Source organism: uncultured Bradyrhizobium sp., assembly GCF_964252615.1.
Classification (GTDB): Bacteria; Pseudomonadota; Alphaproteobacteria; order Rhizobiales; family Xanthobacteraceae; genus Bradyrhizobium.
Map to the genome: position 1 here is coordinate 1 of NZ_CAXUNQ010000004.1, position 21,351 is coordinate 21,351.

The window sequence follows — 21,351 nt, forward strand, 5'->3', positions numbered from 1 at the left end:
CAAATCAGCTGAAACTTGGACTATACTTTCAATGAACCGGACAGCCGTGGGCTTGACCCGGCAATCCATCCAAATCAAGGCGTGTTGTTTGATGGATGCCCGGGTCAAGCCCGGGCATGGCGATATCGTCACACCCTGCCCTTCAGCGCGCCCTCGATCTCCTCCAGCACCTTGGGGTCCTCGATGGTCGCCGGCATGGTCCATTCATCCCCGTCGGCGATCTTCTTGATGGTGCCGCGCAGGATTTTTCCCGAGCGCGTCTTCGGCAGCCGCGCCACGGTGATCGCGAGCCTGAAGGCCGCCACCGGGCCGAGCTTGTCGCGCACCAGCGCCACGATTTCCTTTTCAATTTCGGCATGCGCGCGGGTCACTCCGGCCTTCAGCACCAGAAAGCCGCACGGCGCCTCGCCCTTGATGGCATCCTTGACGCCGAGCACCGCGCATTCGGCGACGTCGGGGTGCGACGCGAGAATCTCCTCCATGCCGCCGGTGGAGAGCCGGTGGCCGGCGACGTTGATGATGTCGTCGGTGCGGCCCATCACATAGACGTAGCCGTCCCCGTCCTTGTAGCCGGCGTCGGAGGTCTTGTAATAACCGGGAAACTCGTTGAAATAGGCTTCCTTGCAGCGTTCGTCCTGCTCCCACAGCGTCGGCAGGCAAGCCGGCGGCATCGGCAGTTTTATCACGATCGAGCCCATGGTGCCGGCCGGCAGCGGCCTGGCGGCCTCGTCGACGACATCGACCTGATAGCCCGGCATCGGCACCGTCGGCGAGCCGTGCTTGACCGGCAGCATGCCGAGCCCCACCGGATTGCCGGCGATGCACCAGCCGGTTTCGGTCTGCCACCAGTGGTCGATCACCGGAATCTTCAACTGCTTCTCCGCCCATTCCACCGTCGGCGGATCGGCGCGCTCGCCGGCCAGGAACAAGGTGCGGAATTTCGACAGGTCGTAGCGGCGGATGAAGTTTCCTTCCGGGTCTTCCTTGCGGATGGCGCGGAACGCAGTGGGCGCCGTGAAGAAGGCCGCCGCGTGGTGTTGCGAGATCACGCGCCAGAAGCTGCCCGCATCCGGCGTGCCGATCGGCTTGCCTTCGTACATGATCGAGGTCGCGCCATGAAACAGCGGCGCGTAGATGATGTAGCTGTGGCCGACCACCCAGCCGATGTCGCTTCCGCACCAGAATACTTCGCCGGGCTCGACGCCGTAGAGATTGAACATCGACCATTTCAGCGCGACCAGGTGGCCGCCATTGTCGCGCACCACGCCCTTGGGTTTTCCGGTCGTGCCCGAGGTGTAAAGAATGTAGAGCGGGTCGGTTGCCAGCACCGGAATGCAAGGCGCTGATTTTTTCGCGGCGATGGCGTTGCGGCGCAGCTCGGCCCAGTCGTGGTCGCGGCCTGCAACGAGCTCGCATTGCTGCTGCGGCCGCTGCAGGATGATGCAGCCATCCGGCTTGACGCTGGACAATCTTATGGCTTCGTCGAGCAGCGGCTTGTAGTGCACGAAGCGGCCCGGCTCCAGTCCGCAGCTCGCGGAGAACACCAGCTTTGGCCGGGTGGCCTCGATACGGGTCGCCAGTTCTGTCGCCGCGAAGCCGCCGAACACCACCGAATGCACCGCACCGATCCGCGCGCAGGCCAGCATCGCGATCATGGCCTCCGGCACCATCGGCATATAGAGAACGACGCGGTCGCCCTTGGCGACGCCGAAATCCTGCATGACGGCCGCCAGGGCCTGCACCTCGTGCAGCATCTGCGCATAAGTGAGTTTGGTGACCGTGCTTGGTGCGGCGGGATCTGCCAAAGGCGAATCGTGGATCAGCGCCACCTGGTCGGCGCGGCCGCTGGCGACGTGGCGGTCCAGCGCGTTGTAGCAGGTGTTGACCACCGCGCCGGTGAACCAGCGTCCATAGAGGCCCATGGCGGGATCGAAGATCTTTTTAGCAGGCTCGATCCAGTCGATCTCGCGTGCCGCCTCGCCCCAGAAACCCTCGGGATCGCGCATCGAGCGCGCGTGGACGTCGTGATAGCGGCTGGTGTCGTGGATGTTCATGGCGTGTCTCCCGGGCGCCCGATCGGCTTTTCGCGTCGTTGCCGGGCCTGACCCGGCAATCCATCATCTTGTGAAGACGGATGGATGCGCGGGGTCAAGCCCGCGCGTGACGCAACATACGCGCAGGGGTGAGGTGTGTCCCCAGCGCAATGCGGCATTCTTGATGCCGCGGCGCAGACCCAGGACCGTCCTGCGCTACGTCCAAAGCACGGACCTACCCCACCTTGCAGGTGATCCCGCCGTCAACCACCAGCTCGATCCCGGTGACATATTTCGATTCGTCCGACGCCAGGAACAGCGCCGCATTGGCGACGTCCCAAGCCTCGCCCATATGGCCCATCGGCACCTGCGCGTCGCGGGCGCGCCACATCGCTTCGACATCGCCCTTGGCATAGCTCGCGGCCAATCCCGCGGAGTGTTCGACCATCGGCGTTTTCATCAGGCCCGGCAGAATCGCATTCACGCGAATATGTTTCGGCGCGAATTCGACCGCTGTGGTGCGCGTCAGCTGGTTCATCGCGGCCTTGGTGGTGGCATAGGTGACATAGGAAATGCCGAGATGGCGGATCGAGGCGATCGACGAAATGTTGACGATCGAGCCGCCGCCCTGCCGCTCCATCACCGGGATGACGTGCTTCATGGCGAGGAACGCGCTCTTCAGGTTGACCGCGAACACCCGGTCCCAATCGGCTTCCGACACCTCGACCACGCTGCCCATCTCGGCGATGCCGACATTGTTGTCGAGCACGTCGATGCGGCCGTAAGCTTTTACGCAGGCCGCGGCCATCGCCTCGACCTCGCCGGCGCGTGAAACATCGGCGGTGAATGCGCGCGCCGTTCCGCCTTCGGAAGCGATGATGTTCGCGGTCTCTTCCGCCGCCGCCCCGTTACGATCGACGCAGAACACCTGCGCACCCTCGCGCGCGAACGTCACCGCCGTGGCCTTGCCGTTGCCCCAGCCGGGGCCGATCGAGCCGGCACCGACCACAAGCGCGGTTTTTCCCTCGAGGCGATTCATCGGCTCCTCCCTTCCAGAATTCGTTGGTGGCGATTTTGCAAACTGTCGTCATTCCGGGATGCGCCTCCGGGCGCAGGCCCGGAATCCATACTCACGATGGTGGTTATGGATTCCGGGCTCACGCTCCGCGTCCCCCGGAATGACGGCTTCACGGGTCACATGCGCTCATTGTGCTGACATTGGAGCCAATCCGAAACCCGAAAATCTCCGACAGCGTGCGGCACCGGCCGTCCGTGCAGAGCCGCCACTCCCCCGCCGCTCCCGAATTGGCCAGCACCACCTCCGGCATCGCCGCGCGACGCGGCTGCCATTGAAACCAGCCGTCCGCCAGCCGCGCATCCGCCGGCGGCTCCATGCCGGCGCCGGAGCCCTTGACGCGGGCCTGCACCAGTTCGAGCCCCTGGGCGCCGACGCGCCAGTCTTCCTGCCACTCGATCTTCTCGATCGAGTGGGTCCATGCCAGCGTGAACGCCGCGATCGAAAGCGCCTTCACGATGCCGGCCGCGGCGAGGCAGAGGCTCAAGCTGCGGCCGCTCGCGGGCGCGGGCGCTGCCGCCATTGCCAGATCAGGACGGCAACCGCCACTCCGAATCCGGCCGTATCGCTCAGCCGGAAGTCGCCGAGCAGGCACAGCGCCGCGGCAAAGGAAAGCACGCGCTCGGCAAGCGTCATCCGCGTGAACAGGAACCCGATCGCGACCATGCCGAACAGGCCGATCGCGACCAGCGCCTTGAAGGTCGCAAACACCACGGCGCCGTAGAAACCGAGCTGGGCCGCCATCGGGTCGCCGGCCTGCAGCATCAGCGCCGGCGAATAGACGAAGATGAACGGGATCACGTAGCCGGCGAGCGCGATGCGCATCGCCTCCCATCCGATCTTGTCGGGATTTTCCTTGGCGATGGGCGCCGCCGCCAAGGCCGCGAGCGCCACCGGCGGCGAAAGGTCGGCCATGATGCCGTAGTAGAACGCGAACATGTGGCTTTCGATCAGCGGCACGCCGAGCTTGGCCAGCGCGGGCGCCGCCAGCGCCGCGGTGATGATGTAGGTCGGAATCGTCGGGATCCCGGTGCCGAGCAGGATCGACAGGAACATGGTCATGACCAGCGCCAAGAACAGGCTCTTCTCGCCGAGCCCGATCACCCAGCCGCCGAAGATGGTGCCGACCCCGGTCTGGGTCATCATGCCGATGATGGTGCCGACGATGGCGCAGGCCATGCCGACGGTGAGCGCGGACTTGGCGCTGTCGGCCAGCGAATCGCGGCAGGCCGCGAGCGTCGCGCGGCCGCCGCGCGTAACGGCGGCAAACAGCACCAGCACGCCGACGATGCAGGCGACGGATACGATGTCGAGGCCGTTGCGCGATACCGCGGCGGCCACCAGCGCGAGCCCGATCCAGAACATATAGCGCAGCACGTTTGAGGAGAAACCGAGCGTGATGCTGGCGCCGAGGATCAGCGCCACCGTCAGTGACAGCCCCATGGTGCCGGCATAGAGCGGCGTAAACCCTTCAAACAGCATGTAGACCAGCGCCGCCAGCGGCAGCACCAAGTACCAGCGCGCCACCAGCGCCTTCCAGGCGCTGGGAATCTCCGAGCGCTTCATCCCGACCAGGCCGTGCTTGCCGGCTTCCAGATGCACCATCCAGAATGCGGAAGCGAAATACAGCATCGCCGGAATAACCGCAGCCTTGACGATGACCGAATAATCGACGCCCAGGGTCTCCGCCATGATGAAGGCGACGGCGCCCATCACCGGCGGCATGATCTGTCCGCCCATCGATGCGGTGGCTTCGACGCCGGCGGCGAACGCGCGGCGGTAGCCGAACTTGATCATCAGGGGAATCGTGAACTGGCCGACCGTGACGACGTTGGCGACGCCTGACCCGGAAATCGTGCCCATCATGCCGGATGCAAACACCGCGACCTTGGCAGGTCCCCCGCGGGTGCCGCCGAACAGGCCGAGCGACACGTCGGTGAAGAGCTGGATCATGCCGGCGCGTTCCAGGAACGAACCGAACAGGATGAACAGGAAGATGTAGGTCGCCGAGACGTAGATCGGCACGCCGTAAAAACCTTCGGTGCCGTAGGACAAATGCGTGATCACCTGGTCGAAATCGTAGCCGCGGTGATTGAGCGGCGCCGGCAGGTACTGGCCGAAGAACCAGTACAGCAGGCAGGCGCCGCACATCAGCGGCAGCGCCAGGCCCATCAGCCGCCGGGTGCCCTCGAAGATCAGCACCGCCAGCAGCGTCCCGACCACAAGATCCAGCCGGGTCGGATCGCCGTCGCGCGCGATCAAATCGGCGTAGAAAATCCACTGATACAGTCCGCACAGAAATCCGACGCCGCCGATCAGCCAGCCTGCGGCGCGCCCTGCATTGCTCTTGGCGGTGAAATTGCCGATCAGCCCGAACGTCATCAGGATCAGGAAGCCGACATGGACGCCGCGCACCACCTGGCTGGGCAGGATGTTCCATGCCGCGATCACCAGTTGGAACGCCGCAAATGCGATGCCGATGACATAGGCGAGATGGCCCCAGCCGCCGGGGCCGAAACCTTCCGGAAAGCCATGCTCAAAATTGTCGAACTCGACCTTGACCGGCTCGTGTGCGCCCCCAGCCTGCAGCATTCGTTTGTTCCCCATCGCGCGGGCCGATATTAGCACATCCGGAAATATCGCGTTCGTCATGCCCGGTCCTGTGCCGGGCATCCACGTCTTTCTTTGCGGCCAAGACGTGATGGCAGCCAAGACGTGATGGCCGGAACGGGCCTTGCGAGATTCACACATCTCGTCATACGCGGGCTTGACCCGCGTATCCATCCGTCTTTGCAAGAGTCGCTTCGAAGCGGATGGATTGCCGGGTCAAGCCCGGCAACGACGATGAGATGTGTGCATCCAGGAGGGACAAGCCCGGCCACGACGATCATTATAGCCGATATGGACTATCGACGATCGCGGACGGCTTACTTGATCAAACCCTTTTCCTTGTAATACCTGACCGCGCCGGGATGCAGCGGAACCGGGCTGCCCGTCGCCGCGGTTTCCAGCTTGATCTCCTTGCCGGCAACGTGGGAATTGGCCAGTTCCGGCAGCGATTCGAAGATCAGTTTTGTCATTTGATAGGCGAGATCCTCCGAAACCGCGGAACTGGTGACGAGATAGTTCACCACCGCGGCGGTCGGCACGTCCTTGTCCTGGCCGTTATAGGTGTTGGCCGGAATGTTCACCGATACGAAGGGCGGGCCGATCTTGTCGACCACCTCCTTGGGAACCGAGACCACGGTAATCTCGCTCGAGGTCGACAGGTCCTTCAATGACGCGACTCCGAGGCCGGCCGATTGCAGCGTCGCATTCAATTGCCGGTTCTTCATCAGGTCGACGGATTCGGCGAATGGCAGGTATTCCACCTTGCCGAGATCCTTGTAGCTCAACCCGGCCGCGGCCAGGATCGCGCGGGAGTTGAGTTCGGTGCCGGATTTCGGGGCGCCGACGGAAAGGCTCTTGCCCTTGAGATCGGCCAGCGTCTTGATGCCGCTCTCCGAAGTCGCGACGATCTGGATATAGTTCGGATAGATCGCGCCGATGGTGCGCAGCTTGTCCAGCTTGGACTTGAAACCGGCCTCCTCGTCGCCATCCCAGGCGGCTTTCAGCGAATCGCCCAGCGTGAACGCGATCTCGCCGCGGCCCTGCTGCAGCAGCACGAGATTCTCGACCGACGCCTTGGTGGCCTGCACCTGGGTTTTGACGTTCGGAACCTTGTCGCTGAAGATTTTGCCGATGGCAACGCCGAGCGGATAGTACACCCCGGAGGTGCCGCCGGTCAGGACGTTGATGAATGACTGGGCTTGTGCTGCGGGGGCCGATGACACCGCCGCGGCCGCGACGGCGGCAACAATTAGCTTGAAACGCATACGCGAATTCTCCCTGGGATTTGGCCGGAACGTGGACGGGCGGGCGCCCGAGGTCAACCCATCCAAACGGCCAACCACCCTGTTGCAATAGTGGAACCCGGACCGGATTACGCGCCTTCGTCCAGCGCAACGATCGCACGCTTCTTGCGAAGCGAGGGCAGCAGCGGGCCGACCAACAGGACCGCCGCCAGCATGAGGCACGCAGCCGAGATCGGGCGCTGCATGAACGTCAGTAGATCGCCCTGCGACAGGATCAGCGACTTGCGCAAGTTGTTCTCCAGCATCGGCCCCAGCACGAAGGCCAGCACCAGCGGCGCCGGCTCGTAGCCGAGCTTGCGCATGAAATAGCCGATGATGCCGAACGCGACCATCACATAGACGTCGAACACATTGTTGCTTGAGCAATACACCCCGATGATCGTGAACAGGATGATCATCGGGAACAGAATGTTGTACGGCAGCCTCAGAAGCTGCACCCACATCCCGATCAGCGGCAGGTTCAGCACCAGCAGCATCAGATTGCCGATATACATGCTTGCGACGATGCCCCAGAACAGGCCGGGATTTTGCGTGATCAGCAACGGCCCGGGCTGCAGCCCGTGAATCACGAAGGCGCCCAGCAGCAACGCCATCACCACATTGGGCGGAATGCCCAATGTCATCAGCGGAATGAAGGCGCCGCCGGCGGCGGCGTTGTTGGCGGACTCAGGGCCCGCGACGCCCTCGATCGCGCCATGACCGAATCGCTCCGGGGTTTTCGACAGCCGCTTTTCCAGCGCGTAGGACGCAAAGGAGGCGACCACGGCGCCGCCGCCGGGCAGAATCCCGAGGAAGAATCCAAGCAGCGTTCCGCGGGCAACCGGACCGGCGCTGGCTTTCCAGTCGGCGGCGTTCGGCAGCAACCGGGTGATTTTCGCGTCGATGATATCGCGCTTGATGATCTGCTCGGTATTGGTCAGGACTTCGGCAAGGCCGAACAAGCCCATCACGACAGGCACCAGGCCGATGCCGTCGATCAGTTCGAGACGGCCGAAGGTCAACCGCGGTTGCGCAGTGATGGCGTCAAGCCCGATCAGGCCGAGCACGACGCCGATGCAGGCCATCAGCAGCGCCTTGGCCATCGAGCCTTGCGTCAGGAATGTCAGCACCACCAGACCCAGCACCATCAGGCTGAAATACTCTGCCGGGCCGAACGCGACCGCCACGCCCGCCAGCGACGGCGCCACCAGCATCAGCGCGACCAGCGAAAACGTGCCGGCGATGAAGGAGCCCAGCGCGGAGATGCCCAGCGCCGGTCCGGCGCGGCCCTGCCTGGCCATCTGGTGACCGTCGATACACGTCACCACCGAGGCCGCCTCGCCGGGAATATTGACCAGGATCGAGGTGGTGGATCCGCCATACATCGAGCCGTAATAGATGCCGGCCATCATGATGATGCCGGATTCCGGCGTGCCCGACAGCGTCACCGGAAGTAGGAGCGACATCGCCGAAATCGGGCCGATGCCCGGCAGGACTCCGACCAGCGTGCCGATGAACACGCCGATGAAGCAATACAGCAGGTTGATCGGCAGCAGCGCGACCGAAAAGCCGTGCATGACGTTGAGAACTGTGTCCATTGGCTCCGCCCGTTCAGCCGATTTCGAAAATGCCCACCGGCAACTGAATCAGCAGCGCATGCTTGAGCACCCACCACACCCCGAGCGGCGCCAGCACCGCAAGCGGAAGCGCCAGCGGCCAGCGCACCGGGTCGATTCTACGCAGCAACAGCAGCAGCAGCGGAATCGACGCCAGCAGGAATCCGAGCGGCCCGAGCGCGAAGCAGTAGACGACAAGGCAGCCGATCAGGATCGCGGGCCTGGTCCAGCGCGTGCCCTCCCACCGCGAGGCAAAGGTCGGGCCGCCCTCGGTCACCGCGGCGATAATGATCGTCACCGCAAACAGGCACATCAGGATGCCGGTGTAGAACAGCACATAACCCGAGCCCGGATCGTGGATGGACCCGATCTTGAGCCTGAAGCTCGACCAGATCACAAAAATGCCGAGCGCAAGCCCCACGACGCCGCCCCAGAGTTCGGAATTGTTGAGCTTAAATGGGGGGCCGGTTCGGTCAGTCATTCATTGTTCTTTTCATCCACAGCGTTCCCCGGATGCTGCGCAGCGCGCCGCCTCTTCGCGGCGTGGTGCGCAGCTGATCCGGGGCCCCGGTTGCTTGCTACTCGAAGAAACCGGGGTCCCGGTTCTGCGAAGCAGCGCTTCGCAAGGGCTGCGCGCCGCGTCGCGCGCGGGAAACAGCTAATTCGTCTTCTTCGCCAACCCCAGGGTGTCGATCACCTTCTTTTCGGACTCGGTGAGCTCGACGACGAATTTCTTGTAGTCTTCGGTGTTCTTGTAGTTCGGGACCATGTCGTACTTCGCAAGGGTCGCGATCACGGCGGGATCTTCGATCGCCTTCTTGAAGGCATCGTGGAGTTTGGCGACGATCTTCGGATCCATGCCTTTCGGTCCGCCGATACCGAATGGCGAATCGTACACCATGGGATAGCCGAGTTCCTTCAGCGTCGGCACGTCCGGGAAATTCGGCGAGCGAACCGATGTCCACACCATCAGCAGCCGCAGCTTGCCGGCGTCGACCAGCGGCCGCCAGCCGGTCGAATCGGCTTGCAGCATGGTGTGCTGGCCGAGCACCGCGGCGTTGGTTTCCGCGCCACCCTTGAACGGCACCTGGGTCAGCTTGATCCCGGCCATGCCGGCGATCTGCTCCATGCCCACATGCAGCGAAGTCCCGGTGCCCGGGGTGGCGTAAGTCACCTTGCCGGGATTGGCTTTGGCGAAATCGATCACGTCCTTCCAGGTCTTGAATTGCGACTCGGCGCTGGTGGTGACGCCGAAGGTGTAGCCGGTCAGATGAATGATGTAGCTGAAGTCCCTGGCCGGGTCCCACGACACTTCCTGCATCAGCGGCAGGCGGAATACCGTGATCGGGAGTTGCGAGATGGTATAGCCATCGGGCCTGGCCGCAGCCGCCATCGTCGCCGGGCCCACCGTACCGCCGCCGCCGCCCTTGTTGTCGATGGCGATGGGTTGGCCGAGATGTTTCGAAGCACTCTCGGCGATCGCGCGCATCGAGATGTCGGTCGATCCGCCGGCGGGCCACGGCACGATCAGCGTGATCGGTTTTGTCGGATAATCCTGCGCCGGCAGCGTGCCGGTGAGCGCGGCCAACGCAAGGGCGGTCAACAGCATCATCAAGCGCGTGGTGCGAAACATCGGCAAACCTCCCTTGTGCGGCCCCTCGGTTTCCCCGGATGCCGTCGCTTTGAGGCAAGGATAGAGGACCGGCAAATGCGCGTCAAAGAATTGCACATTGCGCGGCGGCGATTGCTGCGGCATTAAGCAGCGCTTGTTCGGCGCCGGGATGAACACGGCTCTTTCCCCGCCGTCACCGGGCTTGACCGGTGATCCATCGTCTTCGAAGAAACTTCACCAAGGTCATGGATACGCGGATCGAGCCCGCGTATGACGATGCTCCTTCACCCTTGGTCGCATTCGCTCTCATTGTGCCCAATAAGCTCTTGCCAGCCTTTCCAAATCCGGCATCAATGCGCCGCCGATAAAAGCGCGGACCGACGACAGAGTCCGCAAAAGGGGATGGCGGGGGACGTATGGCTGCAGACAATTCGCCGCGCGGCGATCCACGCTCCGGCGCGGAGACGGTGGTCGTCTCTGACGAGGCGCTGCTCAAGGCGGAAGCCTTCGTCGAGGCGGAAGAAGGCGCCGCCAACCGGCTGATGGGGTGGGCCGGGAAAATCTCGACCACGATCGCCGTGGTCATGAGTCTGTTTCATCTCTATGCCGCCTATGCGATCGTGCCGACCCAGGAACTGCGCTACACCCATGTGGCGTTCACGCTGGTGCTGAGCTTCCTGCTGTTTCCGGCGGCGATGCGGTTCCGCAATCGCGTGCGCTGGTGGGACATCGTTCCCGGAATCTTCGCGGTTGCGACCATTGTCTATGCGCTGTGGGGCGGCGACGACTTCACCGACCGCGCCACGTCGCCCGAGCGCCTGGATGTCGTCGTCGGCCTGGTGTTCATCGTGCTGCTGCTGGAGGCGACGCGGCGAACCACCGGACCGATCATGCCGGTGGTGTCGCTGCTCTTCATCGCATATGCGATACTGGGGCCGCATCTGCCGGCGCCCTGGACCCATCGCGGCTATGACCTGCCGCGGCTGGTGGGACACCTGTTCATCACCCTGGAAGGCATTTTCGGCGTCGCGGTCGATGTCTCGGCGACGCTGATCATCCTGTTCACGATCTATGGCGCGTTCCTGCAGCAATCCGGCGCCGGCAAATTCTTCATCGACTTCTCGCTGGCGCTGATGGGCGGCAAGCCGAACAGCGCCGGCCGCACGGTCGTGCTGTCGTCATTCCTGCTGGGCGGGCCGTCGGGCTCGGGCGTGGCCACGACCGTGATGATCGGCACCGTGGCCTATCCGATGCTGGCCAAGGCGGGTTTCGAGAAAAACGCCGCCGGCGGACTGCTGGCGGCGGGTGGCCTCGGCGCCATCCTGTCGCCGCCTGTGCTCGGCGCCGCCGCGTTCCTGATCGCGGAATTTCTCAAGATCAGCTATCTCGACGTGATCTGGATGGCGACCATCCCGACCTGCCTTTATTACCTGTCGCTGCTGATCATGGTCGAACTGGACTCCAAGAAATTCGGCGCGAAGGATGTCGATTTCACGCCGGAAATGTCGCTCGGCCAGATGACCCGGCGCTACGGCTTCCATTTCGTTTCGCTGCTCGCCGTCGTGGTGTTCATGGTGGTCGGCTATTCGGCGTCGCTGTCGGTGTTCTACGCCACGGCGGTCACCTTGGCGCTGAGTTTCCTGCGCAAGGATACCGCGCTGGTGCCGAAGAAGCTGGTCAAGGCGCTTGCCGATGGTTCGATCGGCGCGCTCAATGCGGCCACCACCTGCGCCTGCGCCGGCATCGTGGTCGGGGTGGTGACCTTGACCGGACTGGGGCTCAAATTCTCCTCGATCGTTATCAGCTATGCCGGCGGCAGCCTGCTCCTGACCGCGATCTATACCTCGCTGATTGTGTGGATCATCGGCCTCGCGGTGCCGGTGACGGCGTCCTACATCATCTGCGCGGTGATCGCCGCACCGGCGCTGATCAAACTCGGCGTGCCGGACTACGCCGCGCACATGTTCATCTTCTATTATGCCGTGCTGTCGGAGGTGTCGCCGCCGACGGCGCTCTCGCCCTTCGCGGCCGCGGCGATTTGCGGCGGCGATCCCTACAAGACCACGCTGCAGTCGTGGAAATACACGCTGCCGGCGTTCCTGGTCCCGTTCGTCTTCGTACTCGATCCGCAGGGCGTCGGATTGCTGCTGGCGATCCCCAAGGGCGGCTCGTGGGTCGACGTGGCCGAAATCACCATCAAGACCACGCTGGGACTGGTGGCGCTCGCCGCGACCGCGCAGAACTGGGCGCTGCGACAAAATACGCCGGTCGAGCGCGGCCTGCTTCTGCTATCGGGACTGCTGCTGGTATTTCCGAGCCTGATCGAGGCGATCGTCGAATGGATCATTGGACGCGACATCAGCTATACCTATGTGCCCGGCCTGATCATCGGCCTGGGCGTGCTGCTGTGGCAATACAGAACGCCGGCGACGCCAAGACCGGCCCTTACAACATAGTCAGGGAGTGATGTGATGATGACGCAGACGAAAAAGAGCATGACGGTGCTGGCCCTTGCCGTCTCGATGGGGCTGGCGCTGGCGGGAATCGTCCACGCCCAGCAGAAAACCATGTCGATCGGCACCGGCGGAACCGGCGGCGTCTATTATCCGCTCGGCGGCGCCATCGCCAACGTGCTGTCGAAAAATCTTCCCAACGTGCAGGCCACCGCCGAAGTCACCGGCGGTTCCATCGACAATCTCAAGCTGATCGGCACCGGCCAGAGCGAACTCGCCTTCACCATGGCTGACGCCGCGCTCGATGCGATGCAGGGCAACGACAAATTCAAGAGCATGAAGGTGCCGCTGCAGACGCTGCTGGTGGTCTATCCGAACCGCATGCATGTCGTAACCGTCGAGGGCACCGGCATCGAAACCATGGCGGACCTGAAAGGCAAGCGCGTCTCCACCGGGTCGCCCGGCGGCGCCACCGAGGTGATGGCGTTCCGAGTCATCGAGGCGGCGGGTCTCGACAAGGACAAGGACATGAAGCGCGAGCGGCTCGGGGTTGCCGAATCCGTCAACGCCATCAAGGACCGCAAGATCGACGCGTTCTTCTGGGTCGGCGGCATTCCCACCGCCGCGGTGACCGATCTTGCGGCCACGCCGGGCATGAAGATGAAGCTGATCGACCACGGCGACATGGTCGAGAAGATGAACGCGAAATACGGCAGGCTTTACACATCGAGCACGATCAAGGCCGGCGCCTATCCCGGCACCGACAAGGACAATACCATCGCCGAGGTCTGGAACCTGATCGTGACCGGGGACAAGATGAGCAACGACGACGCCTATGCGATCGTCAAGACGCTGGTGGAGAAGAAGGCCGACATCGTCGCCGTGCACAAGGAAGCCGAAAGTTTTTCGCTCGACAACCAGGTGCAGGACCGTTCGCCGGTGCCGTTCCATCCCGGCGCGCTGAAATACTTCAAGGAAAAGGGCGTGGGAGGATAGACTTCGCGGTCGTGCCCGCGGGGACGACACGTAGAGAGGTCAACTTAAAGGACGATACCGACATGCGATCTCTCGATTGTTCCACGCCAACCCGCCGTTCCGTCCTGATCGGCGCCGCATTGGGCGCGCTGCCGCTACTGCCGCGCCGGGCGCGCGCGGCGGAATGGCCGACGCGGCCGGTCAAATTCGTGGTGCCGTTCGCGGCCGGCGGCACCACCGACATCCTGGCGCGGGTCGTCGCGGCAAAAGTGTCGGAAGAATTCGGCCAGCAGTTCATCGTCGAGAACAAGGTCGGCGCCGGCGGCAACATCGCCGCCGATTACGTCGCGAAATCCGAACCCGACGGCTACACCTTCATCGTCGGCACGCCCGGCACGCACGCGATCAACCAGTTTGTGTTCAAAACCATGACCTACGACCAGGTCAGGGACATCGCGCCGGTGATCGTCATTGCGCGGGTGCCGAACCTGTGCTCGGTGAGCAACGCGCTGCCGGTGAAATCGGTCGCCGAGTTGATCGCCTATGCGAAAGCCAAGCCAGGCGAATTGTTCTACGGCACGCCGGGACTCGGGAGCACGGCGCATTTGTCCACCGAACTGTTCAAATCCATGACCGGCGTGGAGATGACCCACGTCCCGTACAAGGGCAGCGCGCCGGCGCTGACCGACCTGATCGCGGGCCGGGTTCACGTGATGATCGACAATCTGCCGGCGGCGCAGCCGTTCGCCGAAGCGGGGCAGATCCGCCCGCTGGCCGTTTCCACCACGATGCGGTGGCCGCTGCTGCCGGAAATTCCGACCATTGCGGAAGCCGGCGTGCCCGGCTACGAGGCGGCCTCGTGGTTCACCGTCGGCGCGCCGGCGAAAGCGCCGAAGGAAATCATCGGCCGGCTCAATGCCAGCGTGGACAGGTTTCTTAAAACCGAAGACGGCATCGCGCGGCTGCGCAAGCTCGGTGCCGAACCTGCCGGCGGAAGCCCTGAGGACATGCAGGCTTACGTGCTGGCCGAAACCGAGAAGTGGGGCAAGGTGGCGAAATTCGCCGGCATCAGGCCGGAGTGAATCGGCGCATGCCCGGGAGAATTCCGTCCTTGCGGGCGAAGCTTCGTCGCTACGCACCTTGCAATGACCACACCGTCTTTTCGCCAGCCCCCCGCTTCACTCGAACTTCATGTCCACGCATTTGGTGACGTCCGATCCGAGGCCGGAACTGATGATGATGCAGCCGCGGACTTTTCGCGCGCTATTGTCGCTGGCCCATACCGCGTAGCCGCCCTGTCCGAAGAACGAGTTGGTATTCGGCGGCTCGGTTTCGGTGGCGTCGAACGAATAGCTGGAGTCGCTGTCGAAGATGCGGGGCTTCTTGACGCAATTGCCCTCGCTCTGGTTGTTGATCACTTCCTTGTTGTCCCGCGTCAGCGACATGCTAACCGAGCAGCGGAAATATTCCGATGTTTTGGTATTGAAAACATAGGCGTAGGACTTGCACGTCGCCGTGCTGAGTTTTCCCGGGCTCAAGCCCCGGCTGCAGGAAATGCGCTGGTTGTTGCCCAGCCGGTATTCATTCGCCGCCGCGGCGGACGCAAGGGCCGAGACGATCAATCCGGCCAGGCAGCAGGCCTTTAACACGTGGTTCATCCGATCATCCCCTTGGCCGCAGTCGCGGCGGCAGCGCATGGCCGGACCGGAAGATAGCCGCGAAGCTTGAATCGTGAAATGACAAAGTCGCGAACGTGCGCAGGGCGTGTCGCGGTATTGACGGAAGAACGGCGTTCGTGGTTTGTCCCGGATGACTGCCGCGATCGGGAGCACAGTATCCGGATCAGTCGCTGGAGAATGCACGATGATGAAATTTTCGGTGAAGACGGTTGTGACGGCGGTCGCACTGATCGCGCCGGCGGCATCGGCAAGCGCCCAGAGCGCGGCGCCGATGCCGTGGGTGCTGGCGCCGGATATGGGCTACGCCTACGACAAGGACGGCAAGACATTTTCCTACAAGATGGGCACCAACAACGCCAAAGAACTGTTGAAGGGCGCCAAGAAGATACCCAGGGGCACGTTGTTCTTCATCGGCGAGAACGGCCAGCTTTACCTCCGCTCCGGGCCATACCTGGAAGGCGACGGCAAGTTCAAGTTCGGGCCGGGATAGTCCTGCCCCGGACACTGCGCAGCGCTTCACCGCGCGATGCGGCGCAGAGCCGGTGCCATACGCCTTGGAATGCCGCACCGCGTCCGGGGCACGAAATCAACCGAGCTAAAACGCCGCGGCCAGATCCCTGGCCCCCGGATTGTTGCTGTTGGAGTCCATCCGCGCATCGGTGACTGCCAGCAGCTTGGCTACCGTGTTGTTGCGGATCGCCACCGGATTGCGTTCGTAGCCTGAGCGCTGAAAGAAATTCGAGGTCGGGATTCGTTCGCGCATCGGCTGCGGCATTGTCACCATGTCGAACCCGGTGCCATCGCCGGTCAGGTTCATCATCTCCAGTTCGGCGGCGGTCAGCGGCCGCGCGTGACCCTTGTTGCGCGCGAAGATGACGGAGGTCAGCAGCTTGTGGGTTTGCAGCAGCGGGCCGACGTCGATGTCCAGCACCATGGCATGAACGGCCCAGCCCTGCGGCGTATCGGCGAGTTTTTCGTGCGCGGCCCATTCGTCCGGCACCGAACGTGCGAACGCCACCATGCGCTTCAGCACCGCGATCTTGTGATCCATCGCCGCGCGCGGCGGGCCGGACAATCGCGCGGCCTTTTCCGCCAGCGCCTTGACCATGTCGTGGCCCTGCTCGGCGACCAGTTCGACGCTGTTGGTGGTGAGCAGCTGATTGTAACCGACGGCGGTCGAAATCGCCCGCGACCCCGGCCGCGACGCGCTCAGGCCGGACTGCATGTCGTGATTGCCGTTGCCGCCGGTTTCGAACGCGTAGACCCGAACGGCCTGTTCCCGCGTCAGTCCTGCGGCGGATGCGGCGCGGGCATAGGCGCGCTTGAACTCGATTTCACTCGCCGGGCGTTGCGGCGCGAACTGGAAATGCTCGGCGGCGGCCTTGAGCAGGTCGGCAACGACGGGAATGGGCTTGCGCTCCCGCGGCGGCCGTTGATCCGGCGTCGGGTCGACCGGCCGGTTCGGCCCGTCATAAACCGGCGGCTGGGTCAGCACATAATCGTCGAGCGTGATCTGCTGACGGTCGCGGCGCTTGGCGTTGCGTCCACGCCGCTTTTCCGAGATCGAACTCCAGTAGGCGCCCGCCTCCGCGTCGAACGCCGCGCGCGCCTCCAGATATTCCTGCAGCTTGCGCCGGTATTCGGCGATCGCCTGCGGCGAGGCCGCCTGCGCCATCGCGTTCGCCGCTGTTGCTGGGACTGTCGCGGCATCCATCGCCAATGCCTGCGGCGCGAACAGCAGCAGCGCGGCGGAAACATAACGATGGCAACGGCGAATCGCGTGGCACGGCATCCGGCCTGTTTAGCAAGCCCGCTGTCAAAGTCAGCCGCGAATTGGAAGCCCGCCGCTCCGGTGCGTCATGCCCGGAGCTGCAGCCCGCCCCTCCAGTGCGTCATGCCCGGGCTTGTCCCGGGCATCCACGCCCTGCAACGCCCCCAAGAAGAATACGCAGGTGGCCGGGATGACCTGTTAAGATCTCACTCCTGCTCGACCCCGCTGGCCTTGACCAGCTGCGACCATTTCTTTTCGTCCTTGTCGATGAAGGCGGCGTAGTCTTCCGGCGAGCCGGGCGTGATTTCGGTGCCGTCCTGGGTCAGCTGCCTCTTTACCTCGTCGGAGGCGAGGGCGTCGCGCAATGCCTTGTTCAGCCTGTCGATGACAGGCCGCGGCGTTCCGGCAGGTGCCGCCAGCCCGTAATAAAGCGAGGCGTCGAAGCCGGGCAGCACCGACTCGGCGATGGTCGGCACGTCCGGCAACAGGCTGGAGCGGGTGGTACTGGTCACCGCCAGCGCCCGCAACTTTCCGGCCGAGACATTGGGGTGCGAGGCCGGGATCGGCGCGAACGCCATCGGGATGTGGCCGCCGAGCAGATCCGTGAGCACCGGCCCGGTTCCCTTGTAGGGAATATGCACGAGCTTGATTCCGGCGGAAGCCGCGAAATATTCGCCGGTGATATGGCTCACGGTGCCCGCGCCGGCGGAGCCGAAATTGACCTTGCCGGGATTGGCCTTGGCGTAGGCGATCAGTTCGGCGATCGTCGCGGCCGGAAACGACGGATGCACCACCAGCGAATTCGGCGCGTTGCCGATCAGGCCGATCGGCGCAAAATCCTTGCGCGGATCGTAGCCCGCGTTCTTGTACAGCGACGGACCGATCGCGAGCGTCCCGGTATAGCCCAGCACAAGGGTGTAGCCGTCGGGCTCGCTTCTCGCCACCGCCCTGGTGCCGACGGTGCCGCCGGCGCCCGGCCGGTTGTCGACGACCATCTTTTCGCCCAGCAACTCGCTCATCCTGTCGGCGATCCCGCGACCGACGATCGAGGTGCTCCCACCCGGCGCGAACGGAATCACCAGCGTGATCGCCCGGTTCGGGTAGCCCTGCGCATGGGAGGACTCCGGCGCGCTCAGGAGGACGAATGCAGCGGCGCCGCCAAGCAAAGTTTTCCAGATACGCATTTTCGGACAAGTCCTCCGCGACTGCTGTTGTTGGTTGGCCGGCATCGTCTTTCAAAGGTCTGCCATCCGCAATCCGCCTAAAGGTTACTTCCAGGCGAACACCGGCTGTTCCAGATCGGCCACGCGCGTGTCGCGTCCGGCCAGCACTTCACGGAACTGGTAGATCAGCGCCGCAGTCGGCGCATGGATGAACTGGCCGGCGTGTCGAAAGCGGATCACGCGGCGGTCGCTTTCCGGAATCGAGATGAAGTCGAAGGCATCGAGTTGCTCGACGTCGCCAAGCGCGATGTGATGCACGGAGCGGACCTCGGCCGGATTCGGCGATAATTTTCCGCTCTCCGCCATCCACGCCACCACCGGCGTAATGAGGTAGCCGGATCGGGTCGGATAATCGTCGAGCATCCCGAGAACGTCGCCCTCGCCCAGTTCAAGACCGAGTTCTTCGTGGAGTTCGCGCAACGCCGCCTTGACCGGCGCCTCGCCTTCGTCGCAGCGTCCGCCCGGCAGCGCCCATTGGTTGCTGTGGGCGCGGAGTCCTCTGGCGCGCAGCGTCAGCAGGAACGCCGTTCCGCCCGCGGCAGCCTCCACCAGCACGAGCGCGACCGCGGCCCGCTTCAGCCCGCTTACATCGCCTGGTTCGAGCCGCGCGAACGCCGCGCAGCGCCCGGCGATAGTGCGCCTTGTGGCTTCGTTGAAGGGCTGGATCATCCCGCTTGACTACAACACCCCGGCGATTGATGAAACGGTTGCGAACACCCGCCCGCTCCTTTCCGGAAACTGAAAGCAATGCCATGACCGACGCCACGGCCGAGAACCTCAAATCCGTCGGATGGAGCGCCGTGGAAGCCACCGGTTTCATCGCGCTGGTCGGGCCGCTCTGGCATCGAACCGTCGGTGACATGCACGAATACGCGCTGGTCGCGGAGGACAAGCACCACAACCGGCGCGGCGTGGTTCAGGGCGGCGTGCTGATGACCTTTGCCGACCGCAGTTGCGGCATGACGGCGCGATTCGTATCCGGTTCGGAGAGCCTCGCCACGGTGCAGTTCGACACCCAGTTCGTCGATGCCGCCAGGATCGGCGAGCTTCTGGTGTCGAGGCCGCGGGTGGTGCGTGCTACACGCAGCCTGATTTTCGTGACCACCGAGGTGAGCGCAGGCGAGCGCTGCGTCGCAATGGCCAGCGGAGTATTCAAGGTGATGAAAGACGGGCGCGAGCGCGCCACGTAGTCGTCATTGCGAGGAGCCTTGCGGCCAAGCAATCCGGCTTTCTTTCGTCCTGGCCGGGCTTGACCCTACTGGATGCACACATCTCGCCGTCATTGCCGGGCTTGACCCGGCAATCCATCCCCTTCGAAACGACTCTTCCGAAGATGGATGGATACGCAGGTCAAGCCCGCGTATGACGGGATGTGTGAATCCAGTAGGGCTCGTCCCGGCAATCCATCCGCTTTGAAAGAGTCGTTTCGAAGGGTAATGGATGCGCGGGGTCAGGCCCGCGTATGAGGCGTTTGTCGCTGGATTGCTTCCTCGGTCCGCTCCCCGCAATGACGATCAAACCAATCATGAGGAATACCCCCATGGATTACCGCCCGCTCGGCCGCAGCGGCCTCAAGATCTCGCCGATTTGTCTGGGCACCATGATGTTCGGCGCGGCCACCGACGAGGCGACGTCGTCACGGATCGTCGCCAAGGCCCGGGAGGCCGGAATCAATTTCATCGATACCGCCGATGCGTATGCGGGCGGCAAGTCGGAACAGGTGGTCGGCCGCGCCATTTCCGGCAGCCGCCGGCACTGGATTGTGGCGACAAAACTCGCCAACCAGATCGACGGCGACCCCAATCGCGGCGGGTTGTCGCGGCGATGGGTCTTGCAGGCCGCCGAGGAAAGCCTGAAGCGGCTCGGCACCGACGCCATCGACATCTACTATCTGCATAAAGAGGATCATTCGACGCCGCTCGACGAAACCGTGCGTGCGATGGGCGATCTCATTCGCCAGGGCAAGGTGCGCTATTTCGGCGTCTCGAACTACCGCGCATGGCGCGTCGCCGAGATTTGCAACATCTGCGACCGCCTCGGCATCGACCGCCCGATTGTCAGCCAGCCCTATTACAACGCGATGAACCGCATGCCGGAAGTGGAGCATTTTCCGGCCTGCGGTTACTACGGGCTCGGCATCGTGCCTTACAGCCCGCTGGCGCGCGGCGTGCTGACAGGAAAATACCGTCCCGACGCGCCGCCCGACAGGGATACCCGTGCCGGGCGCAACGACGCCCGCATGATGCAGACCGAGTGGCGCGCCGAATCGCTCAAGCTGGCGCAGGAGATCCGCGGACATGCCGAAGCCAAGGGGATCACCGCCGGACAATTCGCGGTGTCGTGGGTGCTGAACTCCTCGTCGGTGTCAGGCGTCGTCGCCGGACCGCGCACGGAGGAGCAATGGGACGATTACGTCCGCGCGCTCGACTACCGCTTCACGTCCGAGGACGAAGCCCTGATCGACCGGCTGGTCGCTAGCGGCCATCCATCGACGCCGGGGTTCAACGATCCGGCATATCCGATCGAAGGGCGGCGACCACGAATGACGGGCTGAAGAAAATCATGGCTATTCGCCTGGAAACGGCGCAGCCTCGATGCCTGTTTCACAGGGTATCGGCAGCAAAGGAGCACCGTATGGCGCTCACACCAGGCGGCTTTCAGGCCTACGACTTCAACCGCATGGTCGTGTTGTTCACCATGATGAATGACAACACCGAGATACGCTGCGCCATCAGCACCGACGCCATGGACCGGCTGGAAGGATCGACCCGGATAACGCCCGAGCAGCGCGAGCAGCAGTTTTTGCGGCTGCGCGACCGCATCGAAGAACGCGCCTCACGCAAATTCCTCGATGTCGAACTCGAGGGCAATCCGCCCGGCGTGATCCTGCGTGCCATCGATTTTCGTCCGCCGCGCTCCTGACCTCCCGCCTCAACGCGGCCCGGTCTTCGGTTTCGGCTTTGCTTTAGGCCTCGCCTTCGGCTTCGGCTCTTCCGGCACTTACGGAAACATCACATTGCC

At 63.7% G+C, this 21,351-nt stretch carries 19 protein-coding genes; 7 read left to right on the top strand and 12 right to left on the bottom strand.

The window, feature by feature from the left end; translation table 11 throughout:
• Window positions 1-128: 128 nt before the first annotated feature.
• From ACFE72_RS03580 to ACFE72_RS03615, 8 genes are all read right to left on the bottom strand, one after another.
• Window positions 129-2,054 (bottom strand): propionyl-CoA synthetase, encoded by a 1,926-nt coding sequence (locus ACFE72_RS03580; RefSeq protein ID WP_375411686.1) that lies wholly within the window; start codon window positions 2,052-2,054, stop codon window positions 129-131.
• A gap of 214 nt (window positions 2,055-2,268) precedes the next feature.
• Entirely contained in the window at window positions 2,269-3,072 is an 804-nt protein-coding gene (locus ACFE72_RS03585) for an SDR family NAD(P)-dependent oxidoreductase (RefSeq protein ID WP_375411687.1), read from the bottom strand.
• A gap of 148 nt (window positions 3,073-3,220) precedes the next feature.
• Window positions 3,221-3,631 (bottom strand): DUF1850 domain-containing protein, encoded by a 411-nt coding sequence (locus tag ACFE72_RS03590; RefSeq protein WP_375411688.1) that lies wholly within the window; start codon window positions 3,629-3,631, stop codon window positions 3,221-3,223.
• A complete protein-coding gene (locus tag ACFE72_RS03595; protein ID WP_375411689.1) occupies window positions 3,592-5,700 on the bottom strand; it encodes a TRAP transporter permease in 2,109 nt (702 codons plus the stop codon). The genes ACFE72_RS03590 and ACFE72_RS03595 overlap by 40 nt, the downstream gene beginning before the upstream one ends.
• Window positions 5,701-6,035: 335 nt before the next feature.
• The gene (locus tag ACFE72_RS03600; RefSeq protein ID WP_375411690.1) at window positions 6,036-6,983 is read right to left on the bottom strand and encodes a TAXI family TRAP transporter solute-binding subunit; all 948 of its coding nucleotides are present in this window, start codon (window positions 6,981-6,983) and stop codon (window positions 6,036-6,038) included.
• A gap of 107 nt (window positions 6,984-7,090) precedes the next feature.
• Window positions 7,091-8,599 (bottom strand): tripartite tricarboxylate transporter permease, encoded by a 1,509-nt coding sequence (locus tag ACFE72_RS03605; protein ID WP_375411691.1) that lies wholly within the window; start codon window positions 8,597-8,599, stop codon window positions 7,091-7,093.
• A gap of 13 nt (window positions 8,600-8,612) precedes the next feature.
• Window positions 8,613-9,098 carry a tripartite tricarboxylate transporter TctB family protein gene (locus tag ACFE72_RS03610; protein ID WP_375411692.1) on the bottom strand — a complete coding sequence of 162 codons (486 nt, stop codon included), beginning with the start codon at window positions 9,096-9,098 and terminating at the stop codon, window positions 8,613-8,615.
• 177 nt (window positions 9,099-9,275) lie between these two features.
• On the bottom strand, window positions 9,276-10,229 hold the full coding sequence (locus tag ACFE72_RS03615; protein WP_375411867.1) for a tripartite tricarboxylate transporter substrate binding protein: 954 nt from the start codon (window positions 10,227-10,229) through the stop codon (window positions 9,276-9,278).
• Between the two features lie 416 nt (window positions 10,230-10,645).
• On the opposite strand from ACFE72_RS03615, the gene ACFE72_RS03620 reads away from it, so the two are divergent.
• The 3 genes from ACFE72_RS03620 to ACFE72_RS03630 all read left to right on the top strand — a co-directional run bounded on the left by ACFE72_RS03620 (window position 10,646) and on the right by ACFE72_RS03630 (window position 14,739).
• Complete coding sequence (locus ACFE72_RS03620) at window positions 10,646-12,685, top strand: TRAP transporter permease (protein ID WP_375411693.1); 2,040 nt, start codon at window positions 10,646-10,648, stop codon at window positions 12,683-12,685.
• Between the two features lie 15 nt (window positions 12,686-12,700).
• On the top strand, window positions 12,701-13,678 hold the full coding sequence (locus ACFE72_RS03625; RefSeq protein ID WP_375411694.1) for a TAXI family TRAP transporter solute-binding subunit: 978 nt from the start codon (window positions 12,701-12,703) through the stop codon (window positions 13,676-13,678).
• 62 nt (window positions 13,679-13,740) lie between these two features.
• On the top strand, window positions 13,741-14,739 hold the full coding sequence (locus ACFE72_RS03630) for a Bug family tripartite tricarboxylate transporter substrate binding protein (RefSeq protein WP_375411695.1): 999 nt from the start codon (window positions 13,741-13,743) through the stop codon (window positions 14,737-14,739).
• A gap of 96 nt (window positions 14,740-14,835) precedes the next feature.
• Here ACFE72_RS03630 and ACFE72_RS03635 read toward each other — a convergent pair whose 3' ends face one another.
• Window positions 14,836-15,315 (bottom strand): hypothetical protein, encoded by a 480-nt coding sequence (locus ACFE72_RS03635; RefSeq protein WP_375411696.1) that lies wholly within the window; start codon window positions 15,313-15,315, stop codon window positions 14,836-14,838.
• Window positions 15,316-15,523: 208 nt separating this feature from the next.
• On the opposite strand from ACFE72_RS03635, the gene ACFE72_RS03640 reads away from it, so the two are divergent.
• Window positions 15,524-15,826 carry a hypothetical protein gene (locus ACFE72_RS03640; RefSeq protein ID WP_375411868.1) on the top strand — a complete coding sequence of 101 codons (303 nt, stop codon included), beginning with the start codon at window positions 15,524-15,526 and terminating at the stop codon, window positions 15,824-15,826.
• Between the two features lie 105 nt (window positions 15,827-15,931).
• On the opposite strand, the gene ACFE72_RS03645 is transcribed toward ACFE72_RS03640, so the two are convergent.
• The 3 genes from ACFE72_RS03645 to ACFE72_RS03655 all read right to left on the bottom strand — a co-directional run bounded on the left by ACFE72_RS03645 (window position 15,932) and on the right by ACFE72_RS03655 (window position 18,999).
• Window positions 15,932-17,128: a hypothetical protein gene (locus ACFE72_RS03645; RefSeq protein WP_375411697.1), complete on the bottom strand. Its 1,197-nt coding sequence runs from the start codon at window positions 17,126-17,128 to the stop codon at window positions 15,932-15,934.
• Window positions 17,129-17,313: 185 nt separating this feature from the next.
• Window positions 17,314-18,291 (bottom strand): Bug family tripartite tricarboxylate transporter substrate binding protein, encoded by a 978-nt coding sequence (locus tag ACFE72_RS03650; protein ID WP_375411698.1) that lies wholly within the window; start codon window positions 18,289-18,291, stop codon window positions 17,314-17,316.
• Window positions 18,292-18,375: 84 nt separating this feature from the next.
• Window positions 18,376-18,999: an NUDIX hydrolase gene (locus ACFE72_RS03655; protein ID WP_375411699.1), complete on the bottom strand. Its 624-nt coding sequence runs from the start codon at window positions 18,997-18,999 to the stop codon at window positions 18,376-18,378.
• An 83-nt stretch (window positions 19,000-19,082) separates the two neighbouring features.
• Between ACFE72_RS03655 and ACFE72_RS03660 the strand changes: the two genes are divergently transcribed.
• The 3 genes from ACFE72_RS03660 to ACFE72_RS03670 all read left to right on the top strand — a co-directional run bounded on the left by ACFE72_RS03660 (window position 19,083) and on the right by ACFE72_RS03670 (window position 21,252).
• Window positions 19,083-19,520, top strand: coding sequence for a PaaI family thioesterase (locus tag ACFE72_RS03660; protein WP_375411700.1), 438 nt, complete (start codon window positions 19,083-19,085; stop codon window positions 19,518-19,520).
• A gap of 350 nt (window positions 19,521-19,870) precedes the next feature.
• Complete coding sequence (locus ACFE72_RS03665; protein ID WP_375411701.1) at window positions 19,871-20,884, top strand: aldo/keto reductase; 1,014 nt, start codon at window positions 19,871-19,873, stop codon at window positions 20,882-20,884.
• Between the two features lie 80 nt (window positions 20,885-20,964).
• On the top strand, window positions 20,965-21,252 hold the full coding sequence (locus tag ACFE72_RS03670) for a DUF1488 domain-containing protein (protein WP_375411702.1): 288 nt from the start codon (window positions 20,965-20,967) through the stop codon (window positions 21,250-21,252).
• The last annotated feature ends 99 nt before the right edge of the window (window positions 21,253-21,351 follow it).

Excerpts from the sequence above, each read along its gene's own strand:
- ACFE72_RS03635 (WP_375411696.1), bottom strand. The coding sequence starts at position 15,315 with ATGAACCACGTGTTAAAGGCCTGCTGCCTGGCCGGATTGATCGTCTCG.
- ACFE72_RS03590 (WP_375411688.1), bottom strand. The coding sequence starts at position 3,631 with ATGGCGGCAGCGCCCGCGCCCGCGAGCGGCCGCAGCTTGAGCCTCTGC.
- ACFE72_RS03605 (WP_375411691.1), bottom strand. The coding sequence starts at position 8,599 with ATGGACACAGTTCTCAACGTCATGCACGGCTTTTCGGTCGCGCTGCTG.
- ACFE72_RS03665 (WP_375411701.1), top strand. The coding sequence starts at position 19,871 with ATGGATTACCGCCCGCTCGGCCGCAGCGGCCTCAAGATCTCGCCGATT.
- ACFE72_RS03620 (WP_375411693.1), top strand. The coding sequence starts at position 10,646 with ATGGCTGCAGACAATTCGCCGCGCGGCGATCCACGCTCCGGCGCGGAG.
- ACFE72_RS03670 (WP_375411702.1), top strand. The coding sequence starts at position 20,965 with ATGGCGCTCACACCAGGCGGCTTTCAGGCCTACGACTTCAACCGCATG.
- ACFE72_RS03645 (WP_375411697.1), bottom strand. The coding sequence starts at position 17,128 with ATGCCGTGCCACGCGATTCGCCGTTGCCATCGTTATGTTTCCGCCGCG.
- ACFE72_RS03630 (WP_375411695.1), top strand. The coding sequence starts at position 13,741 with ATGCGATCTCTCGATTGTTCCACGCCAACCCGCCGTTCCGTCCTGATC.
- ACFE72_RS03660 (WP_375411700.1), top strand. The coding sequence starts at position 19,083 with ATGACCGACGCCACGGCCGAGAACCTCAAATCCGTCGGATGGAGCGCC.
- ACFE72_RS03580 (WP_375411686.1), bottom strand. The coding sequence starts at position 2,054 with ATGAACATCCACGACACCAGCCGCTATCACGACGTCCACGCGCGCTCG.
- ACFE72_RS03615 (WP_375411867.1), bottom strand. The coding sequence starts at position 10,229 with ATGATGCTGTTGACCGCCCTTGCGTTGGCCGCGCTCACCGGCACGCTG.
- ACFE72_RS03650 (WP_375411698.1), bottom strand. The coding sequence starts at position 18,291 with ATGCGTATCTGGAAAACTTTGCTTGGCGGCGCCGCTGCATTCGTCCTC.
- ACFE72_RS03600 (WP_375411690.1), bottom strand. The coding sequence starts at position 6,983 with ATGCGTTTCAAGCTAATTGTTGCCGCCGTCGCGGCCGCGGCGGTGTCA.
- ACFE72_RS03595 (WP_375411689.1), bottom strand. The coding sequence starts at position 5,700 with ATGCTGCAGGCTGGGGGCGCACACGAGCCGGTCAAGGTCGAGTTCGAC.
- ACFE72_RS03585 (WP_375411687.1), bottom strand. The coding sequence starts at position 3,072 with ATGAATCGCCTCGAGGGAAAAACCGCGCTTGTGGTCGGTGCCGGCTCG.
- ACFE72_RS03625 (WP_375411694.1), top strand. The coding sequence starts at position 12,701 with ATGATGACGCAGACGAAAAAGAGCATGACGGTGCTGGCCCTTGCCGTC.
- ACFE72_RS03610 (WP_375411692.1), bottom strand. The coding sequence starts at position 9,098 with ATGACTGACCGAACCGGCCCCCCATTTAAGCTCAACAATTCCGAACTC.
- ACFE72_RS03640 (WP_375411868.1), top strand. The coding sequence starts at position 15,524 with ATGAAATTTTCGGTGAAGACGGTTGTGACGGCGGTCGCACTGATCGCG.
- ACFE72_RS03655 (WP_375411699.1), bottom strand. The coding sequence starts at position 18,999 with ATGATCCAGCCCTTCAACGAAGCCACAAGGCGCACTATCGCCGGGCGC.